Here is a 13097-nt window from a genome sequence, read left to right as displayed (position 1 = left end):
CCATGACCACCGAACAGACCGCAGACGTGCGCACCGGGACCGACGTGGTGCTCGAAGCACGCGGAGTCACCAAGCACTTCCCCCTACGGCGCACCGCCGGCGACCTCGTCGCCCGCAGACGCCGTACCGTCCACGCCGTCGACGACGTCTCGCTCGAGCTCCGGCGCGGCACCGTCACGGCGCTGGTGGGGGAGTCGGGCTCCGGGAAGTCCACCGTCGCACGGCTGCTCGCCCAGCTGTACCCGCTCACCTCGGGCGAGGTCCGGCTGGGCGGCGCGGCGGTCAAGGCCGGGCGTGGCCGGTCCTTCCGCACCTACGTCAAACAGGTCCAGCTGATCTTCCAGGACCCGTTCGCCTCGCTCAACCCGGTGCACACCGTGCGCTACCACCTGACCCGCGCCCTGAAGATCCACGGCCGGGCGGGGAGCGGGGACGCGGAGCTGGAGACGAATCTCGCGGCCCTGCTGGAACGCGTCCAGCTGACCCCTCCTCATCAGTTCCTGGACAAGTTCCCGCACGAGCTGTCGGGAGGGCAGCGCCAGCGCGTCGCGATAGCGCGCGCGCTCGGCGCCGACCCCCAGGTGCTGCTCGCCGACGAACCGGTATCGATGCTCGACGTGTCGATCCGGCTCGGCGTCCTCAACCTGCTCCGGGACCTCAAGGAACGGCTCCGCCTCGCGATCCTCTACATCACCCACGACATAGCGTCCGCACGCTACTTCGCCGACACCACCCTGGTGATGTACGCCGGCCGCATCGTCGAGGGCGGCGGCAGCGAGCAGGTCACCCAGCATCCGGCGCACCCCTACACCCAGCTGCTGATCGCCTCCGCGCCCGACCCCGACCGGGTCGCGGACGAGGCGGACCAGGAGGAGGCGGGGAGCGGCGAGCCGCCTTCCCTTATCACCCCGCCGGCCGGGTGCCGCTTCCACCCACGCTGCCCCAAGGCGATGGAGCGCTGCCGCACCGAACTCCCGCCGCGCTTCGACCTGGCCGACGGCCAGTGGGCGGCCTGCTGGCTGTACGACGGCACGACCGCCGAGGGGGCAGCGAAGTGAAGTACATCCTCCAGCGGATCGCCTTCTACGCCGTCACCGCGTGGGCCGCCATCACCATCAACTTCCTGATCCCGCGGCTGATGCCGGGCGACCCGGTCGAGGCCCTGATGAGCCGTTACCAGGGACAGCTCGACACCAGCGCCATCGCCTCCCTGAAGGCGCTCTTCGGGCTCGACGAGAACCAGTCGCTCTGGTCGCAGTACACCGACTACTGGTCGAGCCTGCTGGACGGCGACCTCGGCCTGTCCTTCACCTACTTCCCGACCCCGGTGGGCGAGGTGCTCTCCGACGCGCTGCCCTGGACACTGGCGCTCGTCGGCATCACCACGCTGATCAGCTTCCTGCTCGGCACCGGCATCGGCGTCTACAGCGGCTGGCGGCGGGGCTCCTGGCTGGACGGGCTGCTCCCCGTCACCACCTTCATCTCGTCGGTCCCCTACTTCTGGCTCGGCCTCATCGCCATCTCGCTGTTCGCGGTGAAGTGGCCGCTGTTCCCCTTCGAGGGCGGGTACGACAACTCGCTGGTCCCGGCCTTCGACTGGCCGTTCATCTCCAGCGCCCTGTACCACGGCGTGCTGCCCGGGGTGACGATCGTGCTCAGCGCCGTCGCCGGCTGGATCCTCGGCATGCGCAACATGATGGTGACCGTCTCCTCCGAGGACTACGTCATGGTGGCGCAGGCCAAGGGCCTCTCCGAGCGGCGGGTGATGTTCGCCTACGCCGCCCGCAACGCGGTCCTGCCCAACATCTCGGGCTTCGCTCTCTCCCTCGGCTTCATCGTGAGCGGCACGCTGCTCGTCGAGATGGTCTTCAACTATCCGGGCATCGGCTTCCGTCTCCTCCAGGCGGTCGGCGCCAAGGACTACCCGCTGATGCAGGGCGTCTTCCTGATCATCACGCTCTCGGTGCTCGCCGCGAACCTGCTGGCCGACATGGCCTACGCCCTCCTGGACCCCCGCACCCGTAAGGAGGCATGACAGGCATGTCCGTCACTGCCACCGACGTAGCCGTACTGGACGACGTCCCCGCCCCCGCCGCGCCGAGCCGGGCCAGGCTCCGCTTCCTGCGCGGCGGGAAGACCCGCACCGGGCTGCTGATCCTCGCGTTCTTCCTGGTCCTCGCCGTCGTCGGGCCCTGGATCGCGCCGTACGACCCCGACGCGATGAGCGACCAACTGCTCCAGCCACCGTCCGCCGACCACTGGTTCGGCACCACCCACACCGGGCAGGACGTCCTCTCCCAGATCCTCGTCGGAACCCGGGGCGTCCTCCTGGTCGGATTCATCGCCGGGGTCATCGCGACCGTGCTGTCCGTGGTCATCGGGGTCAGCGCCGGATTCCTCGGCGGAGCCGCCGACGAAGTCCTGTCCATGCTCTCCAACGTCTTCCTGGTCATCCCCGGCCTGCCGCTGATCATCATCATCGCGAGCTTCGTCGAGGACACCACGGACCTGCTGATCGCGGCCGTCATCGCCCTCACGTCCTGGGCCTGGGGCGCACGCGTCCTGCGCGCCCAGACCCTGTCCCTCAGGCGGCGCGACTACGTGGAGGCGGCCCGCGCCACCGGCGAGTCGACCTGGCGGATCATCCTCTTCGAGGTCATGCCCAACCTCACCGCCGTCATCGCGTCCGGCTTCGTGGGCACCGTCATCTTCGCCGTCCTCTCGGAGATCACCCTCGCCTTCATCGGGGTGGCCGACATCTCCCACTGGAACTGGGGCACCGTGCTCTTCTGGGCCCAGTCCAACCAGGCCCTGGCCCAGGGCGCCTGGTGGTGGTTCGTCCCCGCCGGCCTGTGCATCGCCCTCCTGGGCACCGCGCTGGCGCTGATCAACTTCGGCATCGACGAGTTCGTCAACCCGAGGCTGCGCACCGCGACAGGCGCCTCGCGGAAGGTCAGGATGCGGGTCGGCTTCACCCCCGTGGCCCGTACGGGCACGCCGCCCGGAGGCACCGCGGACCCAGCGGCCCGTGCCACGCCGGAGCCGTCCGGCACGTCCAGCAAGGAGCACTCCGCATGACCGCCGAGCCGATCCTCACCATCAGCGGCCTGAACGTCGACTACGGCACCGGCACGAGCGGCGTGCACGCGCTGCGGGACATCGACCTCACCCTGCACCGCGGCGAAGTGCTCGGCCTCGCGGGGGAGTCGGGATCGGGCAAGTCCACACTCGCCTATGCCGTCACCCGGCTGCTCTCCCCGCCCGGTGTGATCACCGGCGGAGACGTCCACTACCACCGGCCGGGCGCCGAGCCCGTCGACATCCTCGGCCTGACCCCGGACGAGCTGCGCGCCTTCCGCTGGCAGGAGCTGTCGATCGTGTTCCAGGGGGCGATGAACTCCCTGAACCCGGTGCACACCGTCCACAGTCAGCTGACCGACGTACTCAAGGCGCACCGCCCCGGCATGCGTCAGGCCGACCGGACGGCCCGCGCCGAGGAACTGCTCACCCTCGTCGGCATCTCCGCCGACCGCCTCGCCGCCTATCCGCACCAGCTCTCCGGCGGGATGCGCCAGCGGGTGATGATCGCGATGGCGCTCGCGCTGGAACCCGAGATCGTCATCATGGACGAACCCACCACCGCCCTCGACGTGGTGATGCAGCGTCAGATCCTGCGCAAGCTCGTCCAGCTCAGGGAACAGCTCTCCTTCTCCGTCGTGTTCATCACGCACGACATCTCCCTGCTGATCGAGTTCTCCGACCGCATCGCGATCATGTACGGCGGCCGGATCGTGGAGCAGGCGGGCGCGGCGGAGATCTACCGGGACCCGCGCCACCCCTACAGCGACGGACTGCTCCACTCCTTCCCCGCCCTGCACGGCCCCCGGCGCGAGCTCACCGGCATCCCCGGCTCACCCCCGCACCTGTCCGCGATGCCCGCCGGCTGCGCCTTCCACCCCCGCTGCGGCAAGGCCTTCGAGCCCTGCTCCGAGCGGGTCCCGGTGCTCACCGCACCGGACGCCGGCCAGGCCCGCGAGGTCGCCTGCTGGCTGCACCACTGACCGACCGCCCCCCGCCCATCACCCCGCAGCACAACGGAGTTACGGAGAACAATGGACCTCGTCACGCCCCGCAGCAGCCTGCAGCCCGCCGCCGTCCAGGGATTCCCCGCCGACTTCCGCTGGGGCGTCGCCACCTCCTCGTACCAGATCGAGGGCGCCGCGTCCGAGGACGGCCGGACCCCGTCCATCTGGGACACCTTCTGCCGCGTCCCCGGCGCCGTGCACAACGCGGAGCACGGCGACGTGGCCTGCGACCACTACCACCGGATGCCCGAGGACGTGGAGCTGATCGCGGGCCTCGGAGTCGACACCTACCGCTTCTCGCTGGCCTGGCCGCGCATCCAGCCGGGCGGCAGGGGGCCCGCCAACGCCAAGGGCCTCGACTTCTACAAGCGGCTGGTCGACGAGCTCCAGGGACGCGACATCACCCCCTGGATCACCCTCTACCACTGGGACCTGCCGCAAGAGCTGGAGGACGCGGGCGGCTGGCCTGCCCGTGACACCGCCCTGCGGTTCGCGGAGTACGCCATGCTCGCGTACGAGGCGCTCGGTGACCGGGTCGAGCACTGGACGACCCTCAACGAGCCGTGGTGTTCGGCGATGCTCGGTTACGCCTACGGGGTGCACGCCCCCGGCCGGACCGACATGGGTGACGCCATGGGCGCCGTCCACCACCTGCTCCTGGGCCACGGCCTCGCCGCGCGGCAGATGCGCGAGGCGGCGGGGAGCAGTCCGCTGGAGCTCGGCATCACCCTCAACCTGGGCACCGCCACCCCGGAGACCGGAAGCGAGGCCGACCGGGAGGCGTGCCGCAGGGCCGACGGTATGGGCACCCGCCTCTACCTCGACCCGATCGTCCACGGCCGGTACCCGAGGGACGTCGTCGACGACCTGGCCGCCCAGGGCGTCGAACTGCCCGTCCTGGACGGCGACCTGGACGCCATCGCCACCCCCCTCGACGTCCTCGGCGTCAACTTCTACCGTGGCGCACTGTTCTCCGGGGTCACCGAGGAGGGCTCACCCACCGACGCCGACGGCCTCCCCGTCGTCCGGGGGATCGAGCGCGACCTGCCCCGCACCGCCATGGACTGGGAGATCACCCCGGAGGAGCTCACCTCCCTGCTGCTGCGGCTCCAGCGCGACTACGCCCTGCCGACCGTCATCACCGAGAACGGGGCGGCCTTCGACGACACCGTCGCCGCCGACGGGTCCGTGCCCGACACCGACCGCACCGCCTATCTCGCCGACCACATCGCAGCCGTGTCCGAGGCCCGCCGGCAGGGCGCCGACGTCCGGGGCTACTTCGCCTGGTCGCTGATGGACAACTTCGAGTGGGCCTACGGCTACGACAAGCGGTTCGGCATCGTCCGCGTCGACTACGACACGCAGGTGCGGACGCTCAAGGACAGTGCCCTGTGGTACCGCGACACGATCCGGCTCACCCGGAACGCCCGGACCGACTGACTCCGTACGAGAGAAGAGCCGCCCATGCCCCGTACACCGCACGTCCGCGCCCGCCACCGGGCGAGACCGGCGACCGCCGCGCTCGCCGCCGCCGCCGTCCTCGCCTCACTGCTCGCCGGGGCCGTCCCCAGCGCGGCGGCCGGCACCGAGGAACCCGCACCGGTCCTCGTCGACCGCTTCGAGGGCGAGGTCCCGTTCGGCAGCCCGCCCGCCGACTCCCTGTTCACCTGGGGCGGCGACGCGGACGACCACCCCGCCCTGAAGTTCGAGGAGCGCACCGACGCCCCCGAGGGCGGCAAGGTGCTCCAGGGCACCTACGACATCAGCGCCTGGGGCGGACTCAGCCATGAGTTCGCCGTCGACCAGCCCCCGAAGGACTGGACCGCACACAAGGGCATCCGCTTCTGGTGGTACGGGCAGAACAAGGCGCCCCTGCCGCCCGGTTCGGGCAAGCGGATCAACTTCGAGATCAAGGACGGCGGAGCCAACGGCGGCGCCTCGGAGCTGTGGACCACCTCCTTCACCGACGACTGGGAGGGCTGGCACCAGGTCGAGATCCCCTTCGCGGACTTCGTCTACCGGGCCGACTACCAGCCCGTCGGCGGCATCGACCAGGTCCTCGGCCTGAACGAGATGTGGGGCTACGCGCTGACCCTCCCGACCGGCGCCCCCGGCTCCTTCGCCATGGACGCCGTGGAGCTGTACGGCAAGGCGGACCCGGCCCTGAAGTCGAGCGTCGTCGTCGACTCCGCCGTGCACCCGGTCAAGGAGGGCGGCACGGCGGACATCACGATCTCCGTCGCCACCACCGGCTCCGTCCCCACCGAGGAGCCCGTCACGGTCGCGTACACGACCAAGGGCGGCAGCGCCGAACCCGGCAAGGACTACACACCGGTCACCGGTACCCACACCTTCCCCGCGGGCACCGCCTCCGGCACCACGCACACCGTCTCCGTGGCCACGGTCAAGGACAAGGGAGCCGAGTCGGCGGAGACGATACCGCTGGAGCTCACCGTCACCGGCGCCAAGGCGCCCAAGGAGAACCCGCAGGTCGTCATCGACGCCCACGGGCTGCCCTACCAGAACGCGAAGCTCCCGGTGAAGAAGCGCGTCGCCGACCTGCTGTCGCGGATGTCCCCGGCCGAGAAGGCCGGCCAGATGACGCAGGCCGAGCGCAACGCGCTGAAGTCGCAGGGCGACATCGCCGCGTACGACCTCGGCTCGCTGCTCTCCGGCGGGGGTTCCGTACCCACCCCGAACACGCCCGAGGCCTGGGCCAGGATGGTCGACGCCTACCAGCTGCGCGCGCAGGCGACCCGCTTCCAGATCCCGCTGATCTACGGCGTGGACGCGGTGCACGGCCACAACAACGTGATCGGCTCGACGATCATGCCGCACAACATCGGCATCGGCGCGGGCCGTGACCCGAAGCTGGCCGGGAAGACGGGCGCCGTCACCGCGAACGAGGTCCGCGCCACCGGCATCCCGTGGGACTTCGCCCCCTGTGTCTGCGTCACCCGTGACGAGCGCTGGGGCCGTTCCTACGAGGCGTACGGGGAGGACCCCGCCCTGGTCGAGGCCATGGAGACGGTCATCACCGGCATGCAGGGCAGCCCGTCGGGCAAGGACCTCGACCGCAACGACAAGGTGCTGGCCAGTGCCAAGCACTTCGTCGGCGACGGAGGCACGGAGTTCGGCTCGTCCACCACGGGCTCCTACACCATCGACCAGGGCGTCACGAAGGTCACCCGCGAGGAGCTCGAAGCCGTCCACCTCTCGCCGTTCGCCGAGTCCGTGAAGCGGGGCGTCGGCACGGTCATGCCCTCGTACTCCTCGCTGGACGTCCTCGGCGACGACGCCGGGCCGGTGAAGATGCACGCCAACGCCGAGATGATCAACGGCGTGCTCAAGGACCGGATGGGCTTCGAGGGCTTCGTCATCAGCGACTGGCAGGCCATCGACCAGATCCCCGGTGACTACGCGAGCGACGTCCGCACCTCGGTCAACGCCGGGCTCGACATGATCATGGTCCCGACCGCCTACCAGGACTTCACGAAGACGCTCCAGGACGAGGTCACCGCGGGCCGGATCGGCCAGGACCGCATCGACGACGCCGTCGCGCGGATCCTCACCCAGAAGTTCCGCCTCGGGCTCTTCGAGAAGCCGTACGCCGACACGTCGAACCTGGACCAGGTCGGATCGGCCGGACACCGCGCGGTCGCCCGCGAGGCGGCCGCCAAGTCCCAGGTGCTGCTGAAGAACGACGGCGCCGTGCTCCCGCTCAAGGCGTCCCAGAAGGTCTACGTCGCCGGCTCCAACGCCGACGACCTCGGCAACCAGGCCGGTGGCTGGACCGTCAGCTGGCAGGGCGCCTCCGGTGCCACCACGACGGGCACGACGATCCTGAAGGGCATCGAGAAGAACACCTCATCGGCCACCTTCTCCAAGGACGCCTCCGCCCCGACCGAGGGGTACGACGCCGGAGTGGTGGTCGTCGGCGAGAAGCCGTACGCCGAGGGCATCGGCGACGTGGGCAACGGCCACGACCTGGAGCTCACCGACGCCGACAAGGCGGCCGTCGACACGGTCTGCGCCGCGATGAAGTGCGCGGTCCTCGTCGTCTCCGGACGGCCGCAGCTCATCGGGGACCGCCTCGGCGACATCGACGCCCTGGTCGCCTCCTGGCTGCCGGGCACCGAGGGCGACGGCGTCGCCGACGTCCTCTACGGCAAGCGGGCCTTCACCGGGCAGCTCCCGGTGACCTGGCCGAAGTCCGAGTCGCAGCTGCCGATCAACGTCGGCGACGCGACGTACGACCCGCAGTTCCCGTACGGCTGGGGACTGACCACCCTGAAGAAGGCCCCGTCGGGCGGGGAAGCCGCCCTCGCCGGTCTCGCCGTCGCCGCACAGCTCGCCGAGCGGGCGGGCCTCGGGAAGACCGCGGCCGGCAAGGAGATCGTGGACAGGGCGAGATTCCTGGTCCAGCACAGGACCGGCGGAACGCTGACCGCGGCGGTGTCCAAGCCGTTCGCCGAGGCCGATCATCTGCTGCTCACCGGTGATCTGACCGGAGCGGTGTCCAAGCTGCGCACGGCGTACCGCGCCGCTTAACAGCAGAAACGGAACCCGAACGGGCGACGCATTCGTCGCCCGTTCGGGTTACTTTCGGAGTATGCGGAAGAGGCTGTTCGCTCCCCTGTGGGCCTGCCTGCTGCTGATTCTCTCGGCGGCTGTGCTGGCCATGACCCCCGCTGCCCAGGCGGCCCCCTCCACGATCGGCGACGCGGCGAGCGCCCTGCGCCAGGGTCCCGTGTACGTCGACCCGGCGGCGGCCGGACAGCTTCCGGCGCCCCAGGAGGCGGCCCTGGAGAAGAAGATCAAGGACGCCGACAAGCCGGTCTTCGTGGCCGTGCTGCCCGCGACGTCCCAGTACCCGCCCGAGAACCTCCTGCAGAACCTGCGCACCGACACCGGAGTCACCGGCGTCTACGCGATCCGTCTCGGCGACGGCTTCGACGCGGGCGCGGACCCGCAGGTGATGCCGACCCGGGCCGTCGAGAACCTCACCACCGCTGTGAAGGCACCCGGCACGGACACCGACGCCGCGACCCAGCTCAACGCGTTCGTCGACCGGGCCGTCCAGGAGGCGAAGGGAAGCGCCCCGGCCTCCTGGTCCGGCGGCAGCGCCGACGGCGGCGCGAGCGGCGCACCGGTGACCGGTCTGGTCGTCCTCGGAGGGCTGGTCCTCGCGGGCGGAGGCACCGCCTTCGCGGTCGCCCGCCGCAACAGGAAGCGCAAGGAGGAGGAAGAGCAGGAGGCTCTGGAGAAGCTCCGGGTCGTCGTGGACGAGGACATCACCGCGTACGGCGAGACCCTGGACCGGCTCGACTTCCATCCCGGCGAGAAGGGCGCCGACGACGCGATGCGCATCGACTACGAACGCGCGCTCGACTCCTATGAGGACGCCAAGTCCCGTATGGGCGACGCCCGGCACCCCTCCGACGTACGAGGGGTCACCCAGGCCCTGGAGGACGGCCGCTTCTCGCTCACGGTCCTGGAGGCCCGCCGCAAGGGCCGGACGCTCCCGGCGCGCCGTCCGCCCTGCTTCTTCGACCCGCGCCACGGGCCCTCGGTCGCGGACGTCCGGTGGACGCCGTCCGGCGGGTCGACGCGCGAGGTCCCGGTCTGCGCCGCCGACGAGGTCCGGCTGCGCGAGGGCGAGGACCCCATGAGCCGCACGGTCGACGTCGGTGACGGCCGACGGCGTCCCTACTGGGAGGCCGGCCCGGCCTACGGCCCCTGGGCCGGCGGCTACTTCGGCGGAGGCCTGCTCCCCGGCCTGCTGGTCGGCACCGTGCTCGGCTCGATGCTCTCCACCCCGGCGTACGCGGCGGAGTACGGCGGCGGTGACTTCGGGGGAGGCGACTGGGGCGGCGGCGACTTCTCCGGCTCCGACTTCGACTCCTCCGGCTTCGGAGGTGGCGGCTTCGGCGACGGCGGAGGCTTCGGGGGCGGTGGCTTCGACGGGGGCGGCGGATTCTAGCGGTACCGCCCCGCCCGTCACCGTTCCCGCCCCCGCCTGCTCCCGGCCTGCCCTGCCGATGCCCGTACCCGCCCAGCCGTTTCGGCCCCTCCCGCTCCCGGTCCTGCCACGAGCGGCCGGCGGCGCTCAGGCCCGGGTCTTCCTCCCCGCAGGCTGCTCCTCCCACGTCTCCGGCGCCCACAGGCCCGAGCGCTTGATCGACGCCGGGCAGTGCAGGTAGATCTCGTCGATGTCCACGACCAGCGCGAGGTCCGGCCGGCGGCCCTTGACCTTCAACTCGTCGAAGACCGGAGCGTCCGTGAGGACGCGTGCCCTGCCGTTGATCCGCAGGACGGTCATCACACCCGGTATCAGGTAGAGCAGGCCGACGTGCGGGTTGGACAGGATGTTGTGGAAGCTGTCACCGCGCCGGTTGCCCGGCAGGTCCGGCAGCACGAGGGTGCGCGGGTCCAGGACCCGGGTGAAGCCGGGTTCCCCGCCGCGCGGGGAGGTGTCGCAGTTGCCGTCGGCGTCCGAGGTGGACACGGAGCAGAACGGCGAGCGGGCCAGCAGGTCGAGGTCGGCCTCCGTGAGTTCGTCGTGGACCTTGTCGATGACGATCGGCCAGGGTTCGCCCAGGATCTCGCGCAGCTGTTCGGCCGACTCGAGGGGCACGGCACCGGCCAGGGGGTCCGCGGTGTCGACGGGGGCGGCCGTGACGGCCGCGGGCGCGGCGTTCGACAAGGGGTACTCCGAACCTCGTGGGGGCGCAGCAGCGGAACGCTGACCTGGCACTGTTAGGCTCACCTTACTTATGTTCCCGGGTGCGCCCCGTCCCGGGGGCGACAAGCAAGGTGAGGGACAGTGCACAACCGCATGCCGCCCCGGGCGATCCGGCTGTGAGCGCCCCGGTTCTCCAGGGAACGCCCGTCCGGGACGGGATACGGAAGGCCGGGACATCCGGGCGGCGTCGCACCCGCGGCCGCCCCGTCCTGACGCTCGGACTCCTCGCGGCCGTGGCCGTCCTGCTGCTGACCGTGCTGGCGAGCCTCGCGACCGGCTCGGGGGAGGTGCCCTTCAACGACGTGCTGAAGGGCGTGTTCGCCCCGGACCTCGGGGTCAAGGGGCAGCTCATCGTCCAGGAGGTCCGTGTCCCCCGGACCGTCGCCGGACTGCTCGCCGGTGCGGCGCTCGGACTCGCGGGCACGGTGATGCAGGGCGTCGCCCGCAACCCGCTGGCCGATCCCCAACTGCTCGGAATCAACGCGGGTGCCTCGGTCGCCGTGGTCTGCTCCATCAGCTTCTTCGGATTCACGGTCGCCACGCAGTACATCTGGTTCGGCTTCCTCGGCGCGCTCCTCGCCGCCCTCCTCGTGTACGGCGTCGGCTCGCTCGGCCGTGAGGGCGCCACCCCGGTGAAGCTGGCGCTGGCGGGCGCGGCGACGAGCGCCGTCCTCACCTCCGTGACCAGCGCGGTCCTGCTCCAGGACCGCGAGAGCTACGACCGCTTCCGCTTCTGGCAGCTCGGCGCGCTCACCGCCCGGGACGCCGACGTGCTCCAGCAGGTGTCCCCGTTCATCGCGGCCGGCGCCGTTCTCGCGCTGCTGCTCGGCCCGCAGCTCAACGCCCTGTCCCTCGGCGACGACCTGGCCCGCGGCCTCGGGCAGCGGGTGGGCCTCGCCCGCCTGACCGCGGCACTCGCCGTGGTGCTGCTGTGCGGGGCGGCGACCGTCGTCGCCGGCCCGATCGGCTTCGTCGGCCTCGCCGTACCGCACGCCGCCCGGCTCATCACCGGCCCCGACTACCGCTGGGTACTCCCGTACAGCATGGTGCTCGCCCCAATCATGCTGCTGGTCGCGGACATCGTCGGCCGGGTCGTCGCCCCGCCCGGCGAGGTGCAGGTGGGCGTGGTCACCGCGGCGATCGGCTGCATCCCCTTCATCTGGTTGGTCCGGCGCAGGAAGCAGGTCGAACTGTGACCGGGACCCTGCTCCGGGAGACGCCAGACGCGCGCCTCGCGGACGCCGTACGCGCGGTTGCACGGGTCCGCGGCCGGGGGCGCGGGCGCTCCGTGGTGGCGGCGGCCGGTCTGCTGGTGGCCGTGGTGGCGATGTTCGCCGTCTCGCTCGCCGTCGGCGACATGGTGACACCTCTCGGCAAGGTCGTGGAGACCCTGGCCGGCGGGGGCGACGGCGGCTCGCGGTTCGTCGTGCTGGAACTCCGCCTGCCCCGCGCCCTGCTGGCGGTCCTCGTCGGCCTCGGCTTCGGGCTCTCCGGCGCCGTCTTCCAGTCCGTGCTGCGCAACCCCCTGGCCGCGCCCGACGTCATCGGGATCAGTGCCGGGGCGAGCGCGGTCGCCGTCACCGCGTCGCTGCTCTTCCAGGTCAGCGGCCTCGCACTGTCCGGGAGCGCACTTGCCGGGGCGGTTGCCGCCGGTGCGGCGATCTACCTGCTCGCCTGGCGCCAGGGCATCGCGGGCCAGCGCCTCGTGCTGATCGGCGTCGGCTTCGGAACCGGACTGAGCAGCGTGGTCTGGTACGTGATGGCCCGCTCCGACACCGCCGACGCGCAGGAGGCCTACCTCTGGTTGACGGGCACCCTCAACGGCCGTTCCTGGGGCGAGGTGTGGCCGTTGCTGAGCTGCGTCGCCGTACTCGTCCCCCTCACGGCCCTCGCCGCCCGCGCGCTCGGCCCCCTCCAGCTCGGGGACGACGCGGCGGCCGGGCTCGGCGCCCGCGTCGAGCCCGGCCGGCTGGCGCTGCTCGGCTGCGCGACCGCCCTCGCGGGCGTCGCGACCGCGGCGGCGGGGCCCGTCGGCTTCGTGGCGTTCGTCGCCGGGCCGATCGCCCGCCGGCTGGTCCCGGGCAGGGGCGCCGCCCTGCCGCACGCGGCGCTGACCGGGGCACTGATCGTCCTGGTCGCCGACTTCGGCGCGCAGCACCTGCTGCCGACGGTCCAGCTGCCGGTGGGTGTGGTGACCAGCATCATCGGCGCCCCCTATCTGCTGCTGCTCCTGGCCCGCGCCAACCGCGGGGGCAGCGGTGGCTGAC

At 71.6% G+C, this 13097-nt stretch carries 10 protein-coding genes; 9 read left to right on the top strand and 1 reads right to left on the bottom strand.

Translation table 11 applies throughout. The features are described 5' to 3' along the window. Positions 1-2 precede the first annotated feature (2 nt). From JOC24_RS26605 to JOC24_RS26575, 7 genes are all read left to right on the top strand, one after another. Positions 3-1058, top strand: a complete 1056-nt coding sequence (locus JOC24_RS26605) for an ABC transporter ATP-binding protein (protein ID WP_205022931.1) — start codon at positions 3-5, stop codon at positions 1056-1058. After that, positions 1055-2035, top strand: coding sequence for an ABC transporter permease (locus tag JOC24_RS26600; RefSeq protein ID WP_205022930.1), 981 nt, complete (start codon positions 1055-1057; stop codon positions 2033-2035). The genes JOC24_RS26605 and JOC24_RS26600 overlap by 4 nt, the downstream gene beginning before the upstream one ends. Before the next feature lie 5 nt (positions 2036-2040). Further along, complete coding sequence (locus tag JOC24_RS26595; protein WP_205022929.1) at positions 2041-3078, top strand: ABC transporter permease; 1038 nt, start codon at positions 2041-2043, stop codon at positions 3076-3078. Further along, on the top strand, positions 3075-4061 hold the full coding sequence (locus JOC24_RS26590; RefSeq protein WP_205022928.1) for an ABC transporter ATP-binding protein: 987 nt from the start codon (positions 3075-3077) through the stop codon (positions 4059-4061). The genes JOC24_RS26595 and JOC24_RS26590 overlap by 4 nt, the downstream gene beginning before the upstream one ends. Before the next feature lie 51 nt (positions 4062-4112). Next, positions 4113-5525, top strand: coding sequence for a GH1 family beta-glucosidase (locus JOC24_RS26585; protein ID WP_205022927.1), 1413 nt, complete (start codon positions 4113-4115; stop codon positions 5523-5525). A gap of 24 nt (positions 5526-5549) precedes the next feature. Further along, positions 5550-8636, top strand: coding sequence for a glycoside hydrolase family 3 N-terminal domain-containing protein (locus JOC24_RS26580; protein WP_205022926.1), 3087 nt, complete (start codon positions 5550-5552; stop codon positions 8634-8636). Positions 8637-8697: 61 nt separating this feature from the next. Further along, entirely contained in the window at positions 8698-10068 is a 1371-nt protein-coding gene (locus JOC24_RS26575; RefSeq protein ID WP_205022925.1) for a hypothetical protein, read from the top strand. A gap of 126 nt (positions 10069-10194) precedes the next feature. On the opposite strand, the gene JOC24_RS26570 is transcribed toward JOC24_RS26575, so the two are convergent. After that, positions 10195-10791 carry an MSMEG_1061 family FMN-dependent PPOX-type flavoprotein gene (locus JOC24_RS26570; RefSeq protein WP_205022924.1) on the bottom strand — a complete coding sequence of 199 codons (597 nt, stop codon included), beginning with the start codon at positions 10789-10791 and terminating at the stop codon, positions 10195-10197. A 197-nt stretch (positions 10792-10988) separates the two neighbouring features. Between JOC24_RS26570 and JOC24_RS26565 the strand changes: the two genes are divergently transcribed. Together JOC24_RS26565 and JOC24_RS26560 are read left to right on the top strand one after the other, a co-directional pair. Continuing rightward, on the top strand, positions 10989-12026 hold the full coding sequence (locus JOC24_RS26565) for a FecCD family ABC transporter permease (protein ID WP_205023012.1): 1038 nt from the start codon (positions 10989-10991) through the stop codon (positions 12024-12026). Continuing rightward, entirely contained in the window at positions 12023-13096 is a 1074-nt protein-coding gene (locus tag JOC24_RS26560) for a FecCD family ABC transporter permease (protein ID WP_205022923.1), read from the top strand. Before JOC24_RS26565 ends, JOC24_RS26560 begins: the two co-directional genes overlap by 4 nt. The last annotated feature ends 1 nt before the right edge of the window (position 13097 follow it).

The sequence above is a fragment of the Streptomyces sp. HB132 genome (assembly GCF_016909575.1).
GTDB lineage: Bacteria > Actinomycetota > Actinomycetes > Streptomycetales > Streptomycetaceae > Streptomyces.
This window is presented reverse-complemented; position numbering and strand designations above follow the sequence as displayed.